This window comes from Stenotrophomonas lactitubi, assembly GCF_002803515.1.
GTDB lineage: Bacteria > Pseudomonadota > Gammaproteobacteria > Xanthomonadales > Xanthomonadaceae > Stenotrophomonas > Stenotrophomonas lactitubi.
In genome coordinates this window covers 3,988,199-4,007,268 of sequence record NZ_PHQX01000001.1, presented here as the reverse complement: position 1 = coordinate 4,007,268, position 19,070 = coordinate 3,988,199, and the positions used below count along the sequence as shown (strand labels likewise).

Below are 19,070 nucleotides of genomic sequence, written 5' to 3'. Positions count from 1 at the left end.
CGCCCGACCCGGAAACGTGTGCGCTGGCTGCACGGTTCAGCGATGAGACGCCGCCGTGAGTGGCGCGGCGGCTTCAAACGACCAATCAGCCCTGCTTGAAAACCGTCTTCTGGCCGATCGTGCTGGTCTTGCGAGCGGCGGACCGGCCCAGCCCGGGAATCAGGAAATCAGCGGGGCTACGGCCATGCTTGGTCTTCTCGGCAAGCCAGCGCGGCATCCGGCCGCGGCCCGACCACGTGTTGCGCTTGTTGTCCGGATCGCGGTACTTGGCGGCTACCTTGCCGGGCTTGCGCCGTGCGGCAGGTTTTCTCGCCGGGGCCGTGGCCTCGGCGGGTGCGGTGTCGATCAGTTCCTCGATCGTGTAACCGCATTGCGCAGCGAAGGCGATCAGCTTGCGGCGGACGACGGCCACCGGGCGGCGGCTGGCGACCAGCGCCCTCCGCTGCTCGGCAGCAGTCACAAGGGCGTTCAGTTCGCGCAGGCTCAGGTGTTCAACGTCGATAGTCATGCTGCGGAGAGTCAGGACATCCCGGTTGCCTGTCAAGCAGCGCATGCCACGATCCACCACGCTGGATCGGCTCCCCCGGGCCCCGGGAACGATCGCTTGACGCGCCAGCGCGCGCGCCTTGAAGATCTACCCCTTCAATCCGGCCGTCAGGGATCGTCCATGTCTGGCTTCATCGGTGATCTGTTGGAAGGGATAGCCAGCTTCGTCTCCGATGCATGGCTGCTGCGTCGGCAGCGCGCCAGCAGGGGCCGGGCGCAAAACACCTGGAAAGAAGACGCAGCGGATATCGCGTTGTTTGATATCAGGGTGATCGGGCTGTCGATCCTCGCGCTTGCCGCCGCCACACTGATGTTCTTCGTGCTCGGGCTGCCGCTCTGGATAAGTCTGGCGCCCGTTGCCGCAGGCGCCGTCTATTTCGGCTACCGATGGATCGCGCTTGCGCGCGCCTGACGTCGATCCGTTCGGAGTTTCGTGCACAGCGCTGGTCGACAGTGCACGGTCCCGAAGAGGGAAAAACAAGCGGTTTTGATGAATAATCTGCACCGCCATGCATTGGACAGGTGCATCAACATCAGGATATTGCCCTGATCAGGAACAAGCGAAAGTCTGTTCCCTCTGACCCGGCTGGGACGCTGCAAGCCATTCCCATCTTTGCAAGATTGCGCTCCCAGAATGCGTGCGCTGCATGGTCCTTGCGGAATGTGGCCAGCAACCATTCCCCCGTTGTTGGCCGCACGAGGTCTGCAACCACTGCTGATGCGATGCCTTTACCGCGATGTTTTGGAAGGATGAACAGATCCGCCAACTCTGGCACGCGCCGCCCCTGGAACTCGACGTCATCCACCTGGACGAATCCACACAGCAGGCCATCGAGCCAGAGCAGACGGGTCCACTCGGGTTCTTCCTGCAGGCGAGCCCGGACATCGGCAAGTGCGCAGTCGTAAAGACCATCGGCACGGATCTCCTCATCACTCCAGGCCGAAGCTTCGAAGTAGTACAGCTGCATCAGTCTGAAGACCACATCCGCATCCTGCGCGGTTGCTTTGACAAGCGTCAGTCCGTCCATGCAGCAGAGATCCGTCCAGGGCAACCGTGCCCATGGTGATGATAGCTGGCGGTGGATCCGCAGGGATGGTTTGCCGCGCCCTCGGACAGCTCGGGCGTGATGATCACCCGCGATCCCTTCGATCGCGCCTGCCACCATGTGACCCCTATCTCGGCCAAGCACGGTCTGGGCATCCGCGTGGTGGAGGGAAAGCGCGCGGTAGCAGGTGCGACGCAGGCTTACGGCCGCGCAAGACGCGGACCCCCAAGGGCAACGCTCCCTGTACTGACATGTATCCAGCTACTTCACCGATGTGCAGGTCGCGCTTGCAGGGCGATGCTGCGGCATGCGCCTCCCACTGCCTTCTGCCCTTGGTGAACCATTGCAGGCTGCCTTCTGCCTGCTGCTGCCCCTGCGCTGCCTGGTCTGCAGCGAGCGCGGCCATGACAGCCTCGATCTTTGCCCCGCCTGCCTCGCCGAGCTGCCGTGGGCGGGTCGCGCCTGCCTTCGCTGCGCGCTGCCGCTACCGGATGAAGCCCTTCCCATCTGCGGAACCTGCCGCGATGAGCCGCCAGCGCAGACCGCGACCCATGCCAGCCTGCTGTATCTACCGCCGGTCGATCAATTGCTGGTCCGCTACAAATTCCATCAGGATCTGGCTGCCGGGCGCCTGCTTGCGCAGTTGATGCTGCGCAACCCGCCGCCATGGTCGTGCGCGCCGCTGGTACCCGTGCCACTGCACCGCAAGCGGCTGCGCCAGCGTGGCTACGACCAGGCCGCCGAGCTGTGTCGCCTGCTGCAGTTGCCGACGTGGCGCGGGTTGTATCGTCGTCGCCACACCGCCCCGCAGTCCGAACGCAGCGCCGAGCAGCGCCGCGACAACCTGTTCGACGCCTTCGATGTGCGCGGCGCCGTCCCAGCGCGGCTGACCATCGTCGACGATGTGATGACCACCGGCAGTACCGTGCTGGAGATTGCAGAGACGCTGCGGCTGGTGGGTGCAGGGGAGGTGCGTGCATGGGTCTGCGCTCGCGTGCCGTGATCGCTCCTTTCATCGACAGGGGCTAGGATGATCACGAACCCGGATCGAAGGAGTGGTCATGAATTCCCCCTTGTCTCCCCTGTTGTCGGCCGTTGGACGCAGCTGGTGGATCCTGCTGCTGTACGGTCTGGTCGCGCTGGGCTTCGGCATCATCGCGATCGGCTGGCCGATGTCGGCCGCCATCGCGCTGGCGTGGACGCTGGGCGTGATGGCCATCGTCGAGGGTGTCATCAGCCTGCTGGCGCTGGTCACCGGTAGCAGCGGCGCCTCGCGCGGCTGGCTGCTGCTCTACGTCGTCGCCTCGCTGGGCTTCGGCATCCTGGCCGTGATCAATCCGCTGGCCACTGCCAGCGTGCTGGTGCTGTTCCTGGCGGCATGGCTGCTGGTGGCGGGTATCTACCGCATCGTCTTCGCCATTCGCGTACGCAAGCAGATCCAGGGTGAGTGGCTGCTGATCCTCAGCGGTGTGCTGGCAATCGTGCTGGGCCTGCTGTTTGCAGCCAACCCGTATGCCGGCGTGGCGGTAACCACGTTGTGGATCGGCATCGGCAGCCTGCTGTACGGCGTGCTGCAGGTGCTGGTGGCGTTCAAGCTGCGCAAGCTGCGCTGAGGGCTGCTTCACTGCGGCAGCGCGATGGGTAGCGTCGGCTGAAAGTCGACTGCGCTTTGATCCAGCCATATGACCTCCGCGCTGCGCGCGGAGGTCGACCAAGGTCGACCGCTACCGGGCGAACCCGGCTTCGATCTCTTCCAGCGAGCGGCCCTTGGTTTCCGGCAGCCACAGCGCAGCCACCAGGAAGAACACGAACGTGCAGCCGGCCCAGAACAGGAACATGCTGGCGTAGCCGTAGTGCCCCACCGTCGGCAGGAAGATCGCGGCGATGGTGGTGGACACGAACTGGTTGATCAGCAGCGCGATGCTCATGCCGTTGGAGCGGATGCGATTGGGCATCAGCTCGGACAGCGCCAGCCATACGCACACACCGGGGCCAACCGCGAAGAACGCCACGAACACCAGGATGCAGGTGGCGACGGCCCAGCCATGCGCGGGCGGCGGGATCGGGCCGATGCGCGCCTGCTCGATGCGCAGCGGTGCCTGCGCGGCACTGGCCGGGTCGGCGAACGGATTCAGGTGCAACGTGCGGAAGAACGCGCCGATGACGCTGTCCGGCTGCACGGTGCCCGCGCGTTCGATGCGCAGCTCGCGGTCGGTCAGGTTGTCGCTGCGCAGGGCGCGTACGTTGGTGAAGTCGCCGTAGGCGTAGGACACGGTCAGCTGCAGCGGCCGGCCCTCGCGGTCGACGCTACCGGCAAGACGCTGCCACTGCGCGTCGTCGAGTACCAGTTGCAGGCCGTCGCCACTTACCGCGGCCTGCAGCTGCGGCTGCACGTCGGCGCGGCCACGTTCGGCCTGGAAGAACAGCGTTGCTGCGGCCAGCAAGGCAACGCAGATGCCACCGCTGCCCAGCATCAGCAGGAACTTGCGGCCCTTGCGGTCGACCAGCAGCAGCGCGACCACGGTCATCACCGCGTTGAGCAGCTTGATCGCCACGTCGGCGCCGTTGGCGACCGAGCCGGACAGGCCTGCCTGGTTGAGGATGTTCACCGCATAGGCCAGCACCGAGTTGATGCCGGTGGCCTGGGTGCAGGCCAGCACCACGCAGGCCAACACGAACGGCACCACGTAGCGACGGCTGAGCAGTGGGTCGCGCTTGCCGCTGCTGCTCGATTCCGGCGCCTGGATCTGTGCCAGCGTGGGCTCGACATCGGCCGCGGGCAGCACGCGTTGCAGGCTGCGGCGGGCATCATCGATGCGGCCACGGCGCACCAGCCAGCGCGGCGATTCGGACAGCCAGAAGATACCGGCGCAGAACAGCAGGCCCGGCGCCAGGCAGGTCCAGAAGATGGTGCGCCAGGCGTGGTCCTTCACCGTGAACAGTTCCTGCGCCTGCTGCGCTACCGGCAGCGAGCGCACCGCTTCCGCGGCGGCGTCCACGGCATGCGCGTGGTACAGCCCGATCAACGCGGCCAGCACCAGGCCGACGGTCAGCAGCAGCTGGAACATCGCCGCGCCGCGGCCGCGCCGCTCGGGGCTGAGCACTTCGGCCAGGTACAGCGGGATCACCACGCCGATCAGGCCACCACTGACGCCCTGCAGCAGGCGCCCCAGCAGCAGCGGAGTGTAGCCCGACGCAAGCGCCATGATCGGGATGCTGGCGGTGAACAGGATGCCGGCCAGCAGCATCGCACCGCGACGGCCGATGAGGTCGGCGATCATGCCGGCGAACAGCGAGGACAGCACGCTGCCCAGCAGCACCGCAGCGACGACGAAACCGAGCTGCTGGCTGCTGAGCTGCCAGGCGTGGCTGGCGGTGGCTTCAAGATAGGGCAGGGCGCCGGCGATGATGCCGATGTCGATGCCGTACAGCAGGCCACCGAGGCCGCCGATGAAGAGCAGGTAGCGTACGGGCCAGCGCGGGGCGGTGGAAGCGGGTACGGCAGGTGCAGTGGCTGCGGTCATCGGCGTATTCCTGGAATAACGGGGATGGTGCGTGGCTGATGCAATGCGCTTGCGCGCTTCATGTAGAGCCGAGCCATGCTCGGCTTGCCGCGCGAAGCGCGGCGCGGACGTCGTCGATGTCGGTGCGAAAAGCAGCCGAGCATGGCTCGGCTCTACAGACGTGCGTCGCCTAGTTCAGGTCGATCACGCGGCCACCGACCACGACCTGCTGCAGGCGCAGTTCCGCATCCAGCACCACCAGGTCGGCACGGGCGTCGGGCGCAATGCGGCCGCGATCGCTCAAGCCCAGGTAATCGGCGGGGAAGGTGGACACGCGTTGCGACGCGTCAGCCAGTTCCAATCCCACCTGCACCAGATTGCGCAGCGCCTGGTCCATGGTCAGCGCGCTGCCGGCCAGCGAGCCGGTGGCCAGGCGCACGCAGCCGCCGCACTTGTGCACGCGTTGCTCGCCCAGCGCGTACTCGCCATCGGGCATGCCAGTGGCGGCGGTCGCGTCGGTCACCGCGTACAGGCGTGGAATCGCGCGTGCGGCCAGACGGATCACGCCGGGGTGGATGTGCTGCAGGTCGGGAATGATCTCGGCGTACTGCGCGTGCGCCAGGGCAGCCGCGGCGATGCCAGGCTGATAGTGGTCGACGCCGGTCATGCCGTTGAACAGATGGGTGAAGCCGGAAGCACCCGCCTGCAATGCGGCCACACCTTCCTCATAGGTGCCGGCGCTATGGCCGAGCTGCACGCGCATGCCGAGTGCGGACAGCGCGGGAATCAGTGCGGTGTGCTCGCCGATCTCAGGCGCCAGCGTCATCACCCGGATCGGCGCCAGCGCGTGCAGCTGCTGCACCAGCGCCACGGTCGCCTCGATCGTGCGGTTGGGTTGTGCACCCAGCCGCTGCGGGCTGATGAAGGGGCCTTCCAGGTGCACGCCGGCGATGCACGCGGCATCGGCATCGGGCGCGGCCATTGTTGCAGCAACACCCTGCAGCGCGTACTCGATCTCATCCAGGCCGGCGGTCATGGTGGTCGCCAGCAGGGTGGTGGTGCCGAAGCGCGCATGGGTGCGGGCGATGGTGCGGGCCACGTCGCCGCCCTGCATCAGGTCCACGCCGGCCGCGCCATGCACGTGCAGGTCGATGAAACCGGGCAGGATCACCGGCAGCTGCGGGTCATCGCCGCCGCTGTGGTCGTCCACCTGCAGTTGGCGCACGTGCGAATCGAACTGGACCTGGCCGCGACGCCAGCCCAACGGGGTAAGGATGCGGCCGTGCAGGGAGCGGGTGTCGGTCATGCGGGGGGCTCGGCGATGATCACTTCGATGCCCAGCCGCTGCAGCCCCTCGCGGGTTGCCTCGTCGATGCCGGCGTCGGTGATGATGGCGTGGATCTGATCGAGGCGGGCGATGCGGTGCAGGCTGACGCGGCCGAACTTGGAGGCGTCGGTGAGCACCACGATGCGCCGCGCGCGTTCGACCATGCGGTGGTTGAGGCGGGCTTCGGCTTCGTCGTGCGTGGTCAGGCCGAACTGCAGGTCCAGGCCATCCACGCCCAGGAACAGCGTGTCGAAACTGTAGGAGTTGAGGCTGGCTTCGGCCTGGCTGCCCTGCAGCGACAGCGATTGCTGGCGCAGCAGGCCACCGGTCAGCAGCACGGTGATGCCGGCGGCGTTGGCCAGTTCCCAGGCGATGTTCAGGCCATTGGTCATCACCGTCACATCGCGATGTTCGCGCAGGTGGCGGGCCAACGTCATCGTGGTGGAGCCGGAGTCGATGATGATGTTGTCACCGGCCTGCACCAGGCGCGCGGCCGCCGTGCCGATGGAATCCTTCAGAGGCAGGTTCAGCGCATCCTTTTCATGGATGTCCTGTTCCTGCGGCGGCGTTCGCACCAGGGTGGCACCACCGTGGGTACGCGTGGCCAGCCCCTGCGCTTCGAAGTGGGTCAGATCGGCACGGATGGTCACCGCCGACACGCCGAAGCGCTCGACCAGATCGGCTACCTGCACCGAGCCGTGCTCGATCAGCAGCTGCAGGATCTGTTGCCGGCGGGAGCGGGTGTTGCGCATGGCCATTCTCGGTTTCGCAGGGAAAGGTAGAGATTAGCCGTTCGCAAGTACGGCGGCAGCCGAAGTTGCGTTGTGCTTGCGGGATCCGGCCTGGTTGGCGCTGCAGGCGCGGGCGTATTCGCCCAGGCACAGGCCGATGCGATGCTGCACCAGGGCGGTAGGCGTATTGGCCAGGGTGCCCTCGCGCACGGCGCGGTACTGCTCGGGCAGATACTGGCTGAGCAGCACCAGCGGTGGCGCGTGCCGTTCCAGGTTGGCGAACAGGGTCTGCACGGCCTGCAGCAGCGCCGGCTCGCCCCAGTAGTAGCGGCAGCGGTCGCTGAAGGAATAGCTGCGCAGCAGGCGCAGGGTCGCTTCGTCGCCCTGGTAGTAGGACTGCCAGGACTTCGGCTGGGCCACCATCACTTCGTCCAGCACCTGCGGCAGGCGCGAGCACTGTGCGGCCGGCAGCAGCTCGGCTTCGATGGCAGCCAGCGCGAACAGCGCTTCGCGGTAGGCGAAGGTGGCCGCGGGGCCGACCTTGAGGATGGCGAAATGGTCGCGCACCAGGGCATGCAGGCCACTTTCGCGCTGGTAGTCGGTGGAATGCGCTTCGAACACGATGCGCGGCTGCTGTTCGAGGAAGTCGGCCAGCTCGCTGGCGGCGGCAGCGTCGTACTCGTGCACGCTGCTGTGGTCGAAGTCCACGCCCGGCTGCACCACCATTGCCAGCACGCGCTGCCATGCATCGCGCAGCTGCGGGGTATCGAAGGCCTGCTGGTGGATGGCCAGGGTCTGTGCGGCGGCGGCCGGCGTGGTCACCTGCAGGCCACCGGCCAGCGAGGCTTCGCCACCGGGAATCGGCACTTCGGTGCCGATCACATAGACCGGCGGCGGCAGGCCGTGTTCGGCGGCGGTGCGTTCGGCGATTTCAGCCAGTTCGGCCGAACGTGCAGCGACGATGGCATCGGGCAGCGGCACCGGGTCATCGGCGCAGGACATGCTGCAGTCCAGGTGGATCTTGTGGAAACCAGCGGCAACGTAGGCTTCGATCAGCACGCGCGCATGGGTCATTGCTTCCGCAGCCGGGCGTTTCTGCCAGGCATTCGGGCCGAGGTGGTCGCCGCCGAGGATCAGGCGCTCCCGCGGGAAGCCTTCTTCATCGGCCAAGGTGCCGACGTAGTCGCGGTACTGCGGCGGGGTCATGCCGGTGTAGCCGCCGAACTGGTCGACCTGGTTGGAGGTGGCTTCGATCAGCAGCACGGTATCGTGCGCCAACGCCACGTGCATGGCCGCACGCAGCACCTGTTCATTGCTGCAGCAGACGCTGTACAGGCCGACGTTGGCACCGGCGCGGTGGGAGGCAAGCAGGGTCTGCAACGGGGACATGGTCAAGCTCCGGTCAATCAGGAAAACGAGGGTTGGCAGGCCAGCAGGGCGGCACCGCGTGCGCCACCGGCATCACCGAAGCGCGGTGGCACGATGGGCGGTACCTGCACGCCGTTGAACAGATGCGCGGCGATGGCCGCAGGCAGCAGCTGGTACAGCGGTGCGTACTGGGAAAGACCACCGCCGAGCACGATCACGTGCGGGTCCAGGGCCAGCACCAGTGCGGCGAGGCTGTGGCCAAGCAGATCGCGGTGGATGTCGAGCGCCTGTCGTGCACGCGCGTCGCCGGCTTCGGCCAGGGCGATCACCACGCTGGCATCGGCAGCGCTACCACCGAGGTGGCGCTCGATCATCGCCAGGCCACTACCGGACACGTAGCGTTCCACGCAGCCTTGCAGGCCACAGGCGCAATCGATCAGCGGCAGGCCATGGCGCTGCAGCAGGTGCCCTGGCACGCTCCAGTGGCCCCATTCGCCGGCCAGGCCGTTGAAGCCGGACAGCAGGCGTCCCTGCAGGCAGAAGCCGCCACCGGCACCGGTGCCGAGGATGGCGCCGAACATGCTGGGGTAGCCATCGGCCGCGCCGCCATGCGCTTCAGAGAGCGCGAAACACTGCAGGTCGTTGCCGAAATGCAGCGGGCGCTGCAGGCGTGCCTGCAGATCGCTCGCCACGCATTGGCCGGTCAGCGCAGGAACATTCGCGCTGAGCTGGCGGCCGCTGCGACGATCACGCACGCCGGGCAGGGCGATGCCGATGGCCGCATCGCTGCGACCCAGCGCGGCATCGGCCTCAGCGACCAGTGTCACCACCGCCTGCAGGAAGCCGTCGTAGTCACCCTGCGGAGTGGCCACGCGGCGCCGCCAGGTGACCTGCATCGCCGCATCGCACACCACCAGCTCGGTCTTGGTGCCGCCGATGTCGATGCCGTAGCAGGCGTTGGCGATCAGCTCAGCCATGGTGGATGGTGACACCCTTGACCACGCGGTTGACGGTGCCGTCCGGGAACGGATTGTCCGGGGTCAGGCCAAGTGCGGCCGAACGCTGCAGCGCGTACAGCTGCGCAAAGCCCAGCCACACCGGCGCAAGCCACGGGTCATCCAGGGCAGGCACGGTGAGCGTGTAATCATCATCGGCGCCGATATCCGAATGCGGGCCGATCGACAGTACCTGACCGGCCACGCCATCGCGGCGCAGTTCTTCCAGCAGATCCTGTTCATAGCGGCGCGCCAGCGGCTGCCCACTGCGCAGCACGACCACCAGGGTGGTGCCGTCCAGCGTGGATTTCGGGCCGTGGCGGAAGCCGAGCGGGGTGTTGGCCAGCGCCAGCACGCGGCCGGCGGTCAGCTCCAGCACCTTCAGCGCAGCTTCGCGAGCGAGTGCTTCCAGCGGGCCGCTGCCAAGGTAGATGACCCGGTTGAACGGGCGCTGCGCCAGCGCGGCCACGGGCGCGTCCCACTGCGCCTGGCCTTCGCGGGCGAGACCGGCAATCTGCTTCAGTCGCGCGATGCGCGCATCCCACGGCGAACGGTCGAACACGGTCAGCGCGGCCAGCAGCATGCAGGTCAGGCTGCTGGTCATGGCGAAGGCGCGGTCGCAGCTGGCCGACGGCATCAGCAGGGTGCAGGTATCGGCACGGCCGGCGCCGCGACGGGCCAGTTCGCCATCGGCATTGCAGGTGATGTCGAGGAAGCGCGCTTCATCCACGTCGCTGCGCACGCGATCGACGGCGGCGACGCTTTCGGGGCTGGAGCCGCTGCGGCCGAACGACACCAGCAGGGTCGGACGGTCGCGCTGCAGGTACAGCGCCGGGTGGGTGAGCAGGCTGGTGGTGTGCACCACGCGCACGTCGGCCGGCCACTGCGCGTTGATGGCATCGGCCACCATTTCGGCGATGAAGCCGGAACTGCCGGCGCCGGTGAACAGCACGCGCTGGTTCGGGTCATTGAGGCTGTCGCCGAGGAAGGCCTGCAGGCGGTCGCGGGCACGCGACAGATCCTGTGCAAGGGCTTCCCACAGCGCCGGCTGCTGGGCGATTTCGGTAGCGGTATCGGCTCCGCCGCGGCGCTGCCAGGCGGACACATCGGAAAGCAGGGTGACGTCCATTCGGAGGTTCCAGTTGGGCCAGCGCACCATCTGCGTTTTCTTTCGAAATGTCAAATACCGAAAGTAAAAAGAAAGATATTGCGGTGCCGACTTTCCCCGTGCGGCATGCCGCTGGAAACGAAAGAAACCGCCAGATGCCGTATCGCACAATGCTTAACAGGGGCCTGCAAGCGCTTACACAAAGTATTGCAGCGCAACAACTTTCGTTTCATATAAATATATCTTCCTTTTTCCTTTCAATTTGTTGACATCTTTCGAATCGCTGCCCTAGAGTCGGCCCAACCGCTTTCGAAACGCCCGGTGAACGGGTTGGGAGTCCGTGTGGAAATCTGCGTTCGTCGTTCGCCACTGCTGCTGGCCCTGTTGCCGGCATTGCTGTCGGCGTCCCTGTCGGCCCAGGCCGCACCGGTCGGCAACCTGCGCTCGGTCAGCGCCAGTGCCAGCACCGACGGTGTAAGTGGCTGGGACCTGCAGACCGACAACGGCACGCACATCCGCATCGAACTGCCGGCCACCGACATCATCCGCGTGCAGGCCGGCCGCAACGGCAAACTGACCGGCGCCGGCGACAAGGCCGCGCCGATCGTGCTGCCGCAGCCCAAGGCGAACGTGCAGGCGCAGCTGGAAGAAGACGCGCAGGAGATCCGCGTGCGTACCGCTGCACTGGTGCTGCATGTACAGCGGCAGCCGCTGCGCCTGCGCCTGGAGCGCCTGGACAACGGCCAGCCCACCGCCTTGTGGCAGGAACTGCAGCCGCTGGACCTGGATGCCGCGCAGAGCGTGCAGGTGCTGTCCTCGCAGGCCGATGAAGGCTACTACGGTGGTGGCCAGCAGAACGGCCGCTACCAGTTCAAGGGCCGCGAACTGGAAGTCTCGTACTCCGGCGGCTGGGAAGAGGGCGATCGCCCTAGCCCGGCGCCGATGCTGCTGAGCAGCCGTGGCTGGGGCATGCTGCGCAACACGTGGAGCGACGGCAGCTACGACCTGCGCCAGAGCGACCAGGCCACCCTGCTGCATCGCGAAGACCGCTTCGATGCCTACTACTTCGTTGGCGCCGATCTCCCGAAGCTGATCGAGCGCTACACCCAGCTGACCGGCCGCCCGAACATGGTCGCGCGCTGGGCGCTGTCCTACGGCGATGCCGATTGCTACAACGACGGCGACAACAGCAAGAAGCCCGGCACCGTGCCCGAAGGCTGGAGCGACGGCCCGACCGGCACCACCCCCGATGTGATCGACAGCGTGGCCAAGCAGTACCGCGCCAACGACATGCCCGGCGGCTGGATCCTGCCCAACGATGGCTACGGCTGCGGCTACAAGCAGTTGCCGGAAACCGTGAAGGGCCTGGCCGGATATGGCTTCCGCACTGGCCTGTGGACCGAGAACGGCGTCGACAAGATCGCCTGGGAAGTGGGCAAGGCCGGCAGCCGCGTGCAGAAGCTGGATGTGGCCTGGACCGGCAAGGGCTACCAGTTCGCGATGGATGCCAACCGCCAGGCATTCAACGGCATCCTCGACAATTCCGATTCGCGCCCGTTCCTGTGGACGGTAATGGGCTGGGCCGGCATCCAGCGCTATGCCGTGGCCTGGACCGGCGACCAGAGCAGCAGCTGGGATTACATCCGCTGGCATGTGCCGACCCTGGTGGGTTCGGGCCTGTCCGGCATGGCCTACGCCAGTGGCGATGTGGATGCGATCTTCGGCGGCAGCGCCGAGACCTTCACCCGTGACCTGCAGTGGAAGGCGTTCACTCCCGTGTTGATGGGCATGAGCGGCTGGTCGTCGAACGCACGCAAGCATCCGTGGTGGTACGACGAGCCCTACCGCAGCATCAACCGCGATTACCTGAAGTTGAAGATGCGCCTGACCCCGTACATGTACGGGCTGGTGCACGAGGCCGCGCAGACCGGTGCACCGCCGGTGCGTGGCCTGATGTGGGACAACCCGCGCGATCCGCACGCGCAGGATGAAACCTACAAGTACCAGTTCCTGCTGGGCCGCGACCTGCTGGTCGCACCGGTGTACCGCAGCCAGGCCGCCAGCCGTGGCTGGCGCCGCGACATCCACCTGCCTGCCGGCGGATGGATCGACTACTGGGATGGTCGTCGCGTGCAGGCCGCCGCCGATGGCCGCCAGCTTGACCGCCAGGTGGACCTGGCCACGCTGCCGCTGTTCGTGCGTGCCGGTGCGATCCTGCCGATGTACCCGTCGATGCTGTTCGACGGCGAGAAACCCCTCGATGAAGTGACCTTCGATCTGTACCCGCAGGGAGATTCGCAGTACGTGCTGTACGAAGACGATGGCAACACCCGCCGCTACCAGCAGGGCGAGTCGAGCACGCAGCTGATCCGCGTGCAGGCGCCTGCCCAGGGCAGTGGCCCGGTGCAGGTGCAGATCGATCCGGTGCAGGGCCAGTACAACGGCCAGCTGGCGCAGCGACGCTATGGCCTGCGTGTGCTCAGCCGGCAGGCGCCGCGTGCAGTGCAGGCCGCTGGCCGCATGCTGCCTGCGCTGGCCGACGCGACCGCGTTCAACAGCGACAACGAGGGCTGGTACTTCGACGCCAAGGAGCGTCGCGGCACCCTGCATGTACGCACCACTGCGCAGGACATCCGCCAGCCGCTGCAGCTGCAGCTGGACTTCGCCGTCGCCGCAGCGGCCGCCGACGATGCCTACCCGGCCGCACCGGTGCTGGGCCGCGAACTGCCGGCCGACAGCCTGCTGGTGGTCAACCGCCCGGCCGAAGAACCCGGCCATGCGTTGGAAAATGCCTTCGATGATGATCCGGCCACGTGGTTCCGCAGCGTGCGCAACCAGGCCGTGCGCACCGGTGCCCATGAGTGGGTGATCGGCTTCGGCGAACGCAGGATGATCGATGGCATCGACATCGCACCGCGCAACGACAAGAACTGGAAGCACGGCCAGGTGCGCGACTACGAGGTGTACCTGGGTGACAGCAATGGCGAATGGGGAGAGCCCATCGCCCGCGGCCACCTGCAGCTGAAGGAAGGCGTGCAGCGCATCGACTTCCCGGCCCACGCCGGCCGCCTGCTGCGCTTCCGCGTGCTGAGCGTGCAGAACCCCGAAGGTGATGGCGCCAGCAGTACCGATCCGATGGTGACTGCCGCGCAGGGCAGTGCGCGTGCCTTCGATGCGCTGCAACCGCGCGACGTCGGCCCGATTGCCCTGTCCACCTTCCACATCCTCGAACACCAGGAACCGGAGCGACCGGCCCGGCAGCGCTATCTCTCCGAGCTGCCGGTGCCGGCCGCGCTGGCCAGCCAGGTGCGCGCCGACAAGGCGTTCACTGGTGACGCCGGCATGCGCATGAACGGCCTGCAGTTCCGCCGGGGCCTCGGCGTAGCCGCCAGCAGCCGCATCGACCTGCGCCTGCAGGGTGGTTGGCGCCTGCTGCGCGCCGACCTCGGCATCGACGACGCCTGCCGCACGGCCGGTGGCCTGCAGTTCCAGGTCTGGGGTGACAACCATCTGCTGTACGACAGCGGCCTGGTGAAGGCGCCCGGTGTGGTCAAGCCTGAGCTGGATATCCGTGGCCTTTCCACCCTGAGCCTGCGCACGCTGGGTGCGCAGGGCAGCCAACCCGCCCAGGTCTGTGCCAACTGGGCCAACGCCGTGCTGATCGGCCAGGAGGGCGACTCCGCCAGCATCGTCGCCCCATGACCGCCACGTAACACCGCTCCTCCCCCGCCCATTCCGACTACGGCTTCACCACGACTGTGGGGGCCGTGGCCCGGGAGCGTTTTGCCCGCCGATCCACCATTCGCGCCGCACCCCTGCCAGGAGAGAACCCCGATGTTGCCCGCCCGCCACCACCGCCCCCCCTGTCGCTCGATCGCACCGCTGTCGCTGGCCATTGCCGGCGTGCTGCTGTCGGTCGCCGTTCCTGCCTTCGCCCAGGAGAGCAAGGACAAGGCCACCGACCTGGCCCGCATCGAGGTCACCGGTTCCAACATCCGCCGCACCGACGTTGAAACCGCCTCGCCGGTGCAGGTGATCAGCAAGCAGGACATCCAGAACATGGGTGCGCGCACGCTGCTGCAGGTGCTCGACAACCTGCCGGCCGCGCGGCCAGCGCAGCAGGATTCGCGCTCGCTGTTCACCGGCTCGGACGGCGCATCGCAGGCCAACCTGCGCGGCCTCGGCGCACAGGGCACGCTGGTGCTGTTGAATGGCCGTCGCTTGTCGTACTACGGCGCGCCAGCCGGCTTCCAGACCCAGTTTGTCAACATCGATGCGATTCCCGCCGCCGCCATCGAACGCATGGAAGTGCTGACCGACGGCGCCTCGGCCGTGTACGGCACCGACGCAGTGGCCGGCGTGATCAACGTGATCACCAAGCGCAACTTCCAGGGCGCGGAGATCAGCTTCACCAATGACACCTCCTCGCGCATCGATTCCTACGGCGAGCGCCAGGCCAGCATCACCGCCGGCTTCGGTGACCTCACCGAGAACCGCTTCAACATCTACGGCGCGGTGAACATGTACCGCCGCGACGCGATCCCGCTGGCCGACTTCTATGACAAGCGCCCGGACCAGTACTACGTCAACAACCCCAACTATCTGAACAACCTGCGCTTGGGCGTGGGCAGCAAGCCGGGCCAGTTCAACCCGGGCAGCTACTTCGCCTTCGATCCGGTCACCGGCCGCCGCGTGCAGGAAGCCGCGCCGGGCTGCCAGAACGTACTGCAGGGTGAAGCCGCCGGTCCGCGTTGCGTCTGGGAAACCTGGATGAACAACGAGATCGACGCGGGCGCCAAATCCGAGCGCAACACCGCCTACCTCAACGGCACCTTCCTGGTGGGCGACAGCACCGAGATCTTCGCCGAGGCCACCTATACCGATATCGATCTGCGTGCCAACGGCGGTACGCCGCGCAGCTACGGCACCACCACCGGCAACCCGACCAGCTGGTTCTCGCGCGATACCGGCAACAACGTCAACCAGTTCCTGTATCCGTTCCTGGGCCCGAACAACGAGTACAACCACGCCAGCCCTCAGCTGAAGGCCATGATGGGTGGCGTGGTCGGCCTGCAGTACCTGCTGCAGGATGCCGGCGCCAACTACTTCGGCCAGCGCAACACCGACAAGAGCTACCGCGTGCTGACCGGCGCGCGTGGCAACGTCGGTGACTGGAACTGGGAAACCGCATTCGCCACCGCCGGCACGCACTCGACCACCTACCAGACGATCAACGTCAACGTGAAGGGCTTCGAGAAGGCCTTCGGCCCGTACAGCATCGACCCGGGCACAGGCCGGGTGATCATCTCCGATCATCCGGCGTACAAGTTCGGCGAGATCAGCGAGGCCAACGGCGCACTGATCCGCGGCGCCTTCCCGACGTTCGACATCCAGTCGTGGACGCGCCTGCATACCCTGGACGGCAAGATCGAGGGCCCGCTGTTCAAGCTGCCGGCCGGTGACATGCGCGCCGCGTTCGGCTTCAACGCCAGCCGCGAAACCTTCTACACCCCCGGCAACGCCGACGCGGCCGCCGGCCTGATCACCCAGCAGGGTGGCTCGTGGTTCGATGGCGCGCGCAACACCTATGCACTGTTCGCGGAAACGGTGGCGCCGATCACCGAGAAGCTGGAACTGGATGCCGCCGTGCGCGTGGACAAGTATCCGAACTTCAGCGCCAACGTCGCGCCGAAGATCGGCTTCAAGTACCAGGCCTTCGACCAGCTGATGCTGCGTGGTACCTATTCCACCGGCTTCCGCGCCCCCAGCCTGGCTGAGTCCGGCAACGGCGGCGTGTATGCGCAGCTGGGTGGCTTCCGCGATGAACTGCGCTGCGCCGAGACCAACGCCATCGCCAACCTGCTGCTGAAATCGCAGCGCGGCGGTGATGTCGACCTGGGCAAGAGCCTGCTCAACGTGGACTGTAGCCGCACCGTGGCGCGCATGACCCAGCCGAACCAGAACCTGAAGCCGGAGAAGGCAAAGATCGTCACGTTGGGCTTCGTCTATGAGCCGGCCACCTGGCTGTCGGTGTCGGCCGACTACTGGTTCATCTACCGCGACAACGAGATCGTCGCCCCGGATTACCGCCGCGCCGAAGACATCATCTCGTCGTCGCGTTCGCCGATCACCGACAGCGATCGCGCCAATCTGGCGCAGCTGGCGGCGATGTGCGCCGACCCGGCAAGCGGTGTGAGCTGCCCGGGAACGCTGCCGGGCTACTCGGCCGGCAACGTGGCCAGCGTGGTGGGCCAGTACAAGAACCGCGGCAAGACCCTGATCGATGGCTTCGACATCGACGCGCGCAGCCGCTTCTCGCTGGGTGAATGGGGTGGGCTGAACATCGGCCTGGCCGCGACCATCGCCAACCGCAACCGCTTCTACATGGATGAACAGAACGGCTGGTTCTACGGCGACGTGGTGGGCTACTACAACAACCCGCGCCTGCGCGCGACGCTGAATGCCGACTGGACCTACAAGCAGGTCACCACCAGCATGTTCGTCAACTACGTGGGTGGCACCAAGTGGGCCACCGACCAGGTCGACGAAGTGAGCAACAACAAGGAAACCTGCACCGGCGGCTACCTGGCACTGCAGAAGAGCAAGTGCGATGGTGCACCGTCGTGGTGGACGGCCAACATGAGCGTCACCTGGCGCCCGGACGATGCCTGGAACCTGAGCTTCACCGTCAAGAACCTGTTCAACCGCCTGCCGTTCTACGATCCGAACAGCTTCCTGGGTGACTCCAGTGACTACGCCACCATCTTCGGTCGTGGTTACAGTGTGACCATCGGCTACCGGTTCAAGTAATTCCGTTTGCGTGACCAGGCGCGCCGGCCAAGGCTGGCGCGCCTTCAAGAGGAGAGTGTTTGCCATGAAGCGTAGGGAATTCATCGCGGCCAGCGCCGCTGTCGCCGCCAGCAGCCTGTTGCCGCAGACCCCGGCATGGGCACGTGGCCGCAAGGTGCGCCTGGCCGTGATCGGCACCGGCATGCGTGGCCTGGTGCTGCTGAAGGAACTGGTGCGCCGCGACGACGTGGAAGTCGTTGCCCTGTGCGATATCGAGCCGATCATGCTCGGTCGCGCGGTGGAGATGGTCAGCAAGGCGGGCAAGCCTGCGCCGAAGACCTACGGCCAGGACCGTGACATCAATGCATGGAAGCGCCTGCTGGAACAGAAGGGCATCGACGGTGTGATCATCGCCACACCGTGGGAATACCACGCACCGATGGCGATTGCCGCGATGCAGGCCGGCGTGGCCGTAGGCTGTGAAGTGGTGGCCGGCATCACCCTGCAGGATCACTGGGACGTGCTGAAGACCCAGCTGTCCACCGGCACCCCGTACATGCTGCTGGAAAACGTCTGCTACCGCCGCGACGTGATGGCCGCGCTGCAGATGGTGCGGCAGGGCCTGTTCGGCGAGCTGGTGCACCTGCAGGCCGGCTACCAGCACGACCTGCGCGGGGTGAAGTTCAATTCCGGCGACCCGAACCAGCCCTACGACAGCGGCGTGGAATTCGGCCCCAAGGGCTGGAGTGAAGCACGCTGGCGCACCGAGCATTCGGTGGAGCGCAATGGCGAGCTGTATCCCAGCCACGGCATCGGCCCGTGCGCGATGTATACCGGCATCAACCGCGGCAACCGCTTCACCCACATCAACGCATTCGCCACCAAGGCGCGCGGGCTGCACGACTACACCGTAGCCAAGAGTGGTGGCACCACCCACCCGAGCACCAAGGTGAAGTTCAAGCTCGGCGACATCGTCACCACCACGCTGGCCTGCGAGAACGGCGAGACCATCCTGCTGCAGCACGACACCTCGCTGCCGCGACCGTATTCGATGGGCTTCCGCGTGCAGGGCACCAAGGGCCTGTGGATGGACGTGAACCATTCGATCCACATCGAAGGCCGCAGCCCGCCGCACCAGTGGGAAGAGTTCAAGACGTACCAGGACCAGTACGAGCATCCGCTGTGGAAGCAGAATGCCGACACTGCTGCGAGTGCAGGGCACGGTGGCATGGACTGGTTCGTGATCCATGCGTTCGTGGAAGCGCTGAAGGCCAAGGCACCGATGCCGATCGACATCTACGATGCGGTGACCTGGAGCGCGATCACGCCGCTGAGCGAGCAGTCGATCGCCAACAGTTTCCAGACGCTGGAGTTCCCGGATTTCACTGCGGGTGCGTGGAAGCAGCGCAAGCCGATCTTTGCGTTTGATGGTAAGTATTGAGGTCTGCACCCTTCCACGTTGTGACGGAAACGCCGGGTACTGCCCGGCGTTTTTGTATCTGCCGTCCGTCATAGATGGCTGGCGACTATCAGAAAACTCTGAAATTCAACCTGTTCCACAGTTTCTGACTTGAATGCGTAACCCATATCGGAGATAACGTCCCCATGCGGCCACGCTGCAATCCGGAACAGGGACGATCCGAAGCAGGGCGGGAAG

The 19,070-nt window shown here is 66.3% G+C and carries 14 protein-coding genes; 6 read left to right on the top strand and 8 right to left on the bottom strand.

Features of this window, described 5'->3' with window-relative positions; genetic code table 11:
• Positions 1-85: 85 nt before the first annotated feature.
• Positions 86-568 carry an H-NS histone family protein gene (locus CR156_RS18745; protein WP_243381924.1) on the bottom strand — a complete coding sequence of 161 codons (483 nt, stop codon included), beginning with the start codon at positions 566-568 and terminating at the stop codon, positions 86-88.
• Positions 569-667: 99 nt separating this feature from the next.
• On the opposite strand from CR156_RS18745, the gene CR156_RS18740 reads away from it, so the two are divergent.
• Complete coding sequence (locus CR156_RS18740) at positions 668-958, top strand: hypothetical protein (RefSeq protein ID WP_100553926.1); 291 nt, start codon at positions 668-670, stop codon at positions 956-958.
• Positions 959-1,079: 121 nt separating this feature from the next.
• Here the strand turns inward: CR156_RS18740 and CR156_RS18735 are convergent, their stop codons facing one another.
• Positions 1,080-1,574, bottom strand: coding sequence for a GNAT family N-acetyltransferase (locus tag CR156_RS18735; protein WP_165781011.1), 495 nt, complete (start codon positions 1,572-1,574; stop codon positions 1,080-1,082).
• 325 nt (positions 1,575-1,899) lie between these two features.
• On the opposite strand from CR156_RS18735, the gene CR156_RS18730 reads away from it, so the two are divergent.
• On the top strand, positions 1,900-2,595 hold the full coding sequence (locus CR156_RS18730) for a ComF family protein (RefSeq protein WP_100553924.1): 696 nt from the start codon (positions 1,900-1,902) through the stop codon (positions 2,593-2,595).
• 58 nt (positions 2,596-2,653) lie between these two features.
• The gene (locus CR156_RS18725) at positions 2,654-3,205 is read left to right on the top strand and encodes an HdeD family acid-resistance protein (RefSeq protein ID WP_100553923.1); all 552 of its coding nucleotides are present in this window, start codon (positions 2,654-2,656) and stop codon (positions 3,203-3,205) included.
• Positions 3,206-3,316: 111 nt separating this feature from the next.
• Here CR156_RS18725 and CR156_RS18720 read toward each other — a convergent pair whose 3' ends face one another.
• From CR156_RS18720 to CR156_RS18695, 6 genes are all read right to left on the bottom strand, one after another.
• Entirely contained in the window at positions 3,317-5,116 is a 1,800-nt protein-coding gene (locus tag CR156_RS18720; RefSeq protein WP_100553922.1) for an MFS transporter, read from the bottom strand.
• Between the two features lie 169 nt (positions 5,117-5,285).
• Positions 5,286-6,401 (bottom strand): N-acetylglucosamine-6-phosphate deacetylase, encoded by a 1,116-nt coding sequence (locus CR156_RS18715; protein WP_100553921.1) that lies wholly within the window; start codon positions 6,399-6,401, stop codon positions 5,286-5,288.
• Entirely contained in the window at positions 6,398-7,174 is a 777-nt protein-coding gene (locus tag CR156_RS18710) for a DeoR family transcriptional regulator (RefSeq protein WP_099819958.1), read from the bottom strand. Before CR156_RS18710 ends, CR156_RS18715 begins: the two co-directional genes overlap by 4 nt.
• Before the next feature lie 33 nt (positions 7,175-7,207).
• A complete protein-coding gene (locus CR156_RS18705) occupies positions 7,208-8,542 on the bottom strand; it encodes a D-tagatose-bisphosphate aldolase, class II, non-catalytic subunit (RefSeq protein WP_100553920.1) in 1,335 nt (444 codons plus the stop codon).
• A 17-nt stretch (positions 8,543-8,559) separates the two neighbouring features.
• Complete coding sequence (locus CR156_RS18700) at positions 8,560-9,498, bottom strand: ROK family protein (protein WP_100553919.1); 939 nt, start codon at positions 9,496-9,498, stop codon at positions 8,560-8,562.
• Positions 9,491-10,645, bottom strand: a complete 1,155-nt coding sequence (locus CR156_RS18695) for an SIS domain-containing protein (RefSeq protein ID WP_100553918.1) — start codon at positions 10,643-10,645, stop codon at positions 9,491-9,493. Before CR156_RS18695 ends, CR156_RS18700 begins: the two co-directional genes overlap by 8 nt.
• A gap of 321 nt (positions 10,646-10,966) precedes the next feature.
• Here CR156_RS18695 and CR156_RS18690 point away from each other — a divergent pair, with 321 nt between their 5' ends.
• The 3 genes from CR156_RS18690 (at position 10,967) to CR156_RS18680 (ending at position 18,854) form a co-directional block, all read left to right on the top strand.
• The gene (locus tag CR156_RS18690; RefSeq protein ID WP_100553917.1) at positions 10,967-14,326 is read left to right on the top strand and encodes a TIM-barrel domain-containing protein; all 3,360 of its coding nucleotides are present in this window, start codon (positions 10,967-10,969) and stop codon (positions 14,324-14,326) included.
• Positions 14,327-14,458: 132 nt separating this feature from the next.
• Entirely contained in the window at positions 14,459-17,434 is a 2,976-nt protein-coding gene (locus tag CR156_RS18685; protein WP_100553916.1) for a TonB-dependent receptor domain-containing protein, read from the top strand.
• Between the two features lie 64 nt (positions 17,435-17,498).
• Positions 17,499-18,854 carry a Gfo/Idh/MocA family protein gene (locus tag CR156_RS18680; protein ID WP_100553915.1) on the top strand — a complete coding sequence of 452 codons (1,356 nt, stop codon included), beginning with the start codon at positions 17,499-17,501 and terminating at the stop codon, positions 18,852-18,854.
• Positions 18,855-19,070 lie beyond the last annotated feature (216 nt).

Bases quoted from the DNA above. Each gene is read 5' to 3' on its own strand.
- CR156_RS18740 (WP_100553926.1), top strand. From the start codon at position 668: ATGTCTGGCTTCATCGGTGATCTGTTGGAAGGGATAGCCAGCTTCGTC.
- CR156_RS18735 (WP_165781011.1), bottom strand. From the start codon at position 1,574: ATGGACGGACTGACGCTTGTCAAAGCAACCGCGCAGGATGCGGATGTG.
- CR156_RS18730 (WP_100553924.1), top strand. From the start codon at position 1,900: ATGCGCCTCCCACTGCCTTCTGCCCTTGGTGAACCATTGCAGGCTGCC.
- CR156_RS18725 (WP_100553923.1), top strand. From the start codon at position 2,654: ATGAATTCCCCCTTGTCTCCCCTGTTGTCGGCCGTTGGACGCAGCTGG.
- CR156_RS18720 (WP_100553922.1), bottom strand. From the start codon at position 5,116: ATGACCGCAGCCACTGCACCTGCCGTACCCGCTTCCACCGCCCCGCGC.
- CR156_RS18715 (WP_100553921.1), bottom strand. From the start codon at position 6,401: ATGACCGACACCCGCTCCCTGCACGGCCGCATCCTTACCCCGTTGGGC.
- CR156_RS18710 (WP_099819958.1), bottom strand. From the start codon at position 7,174: ATGCGCAACACCCGCTCCCGCCGGCAACAGATCCTGCAGCTGCTGATC.
- CR156_RS18705 (WP_100553920.1), bottom strand. From the start codon at position 8,542: ATGTCCCCGTTGCAGACCCTGCTTGCCTCCCACCGCGCCGGTGCCAAC.
- CR156_RS18700 (WP_100553919.1), bottom strand. From the start codon at position 9,498: ATGGCTGAGCTGATCGCCAACGCCTGCTACGGCATCGACATCGGCGGC.
- CR156_RS18695 (WP_100553918.1), bottom strand. From the start codon at position 10,645: ATGGACGTCACCCTGCTTTCCGATGTGTCCGCCTGGCAGCGCCGCGGC.
- CR156_RS18685 (WP_100553916.1), top strand. From the start codon at position 14,459: ATGTTGCCCGCCCGCCACCACCGCCCCCCCTGTCGCTCGATCGCACCG.
- CR156_RS18680 (WP_100553915.1), top strand. From the start codon at position 17,499: ATGAAGCGTAGGGAATTCATCGCGGCCAGCGCCGCTGTCGCCGCCAGC.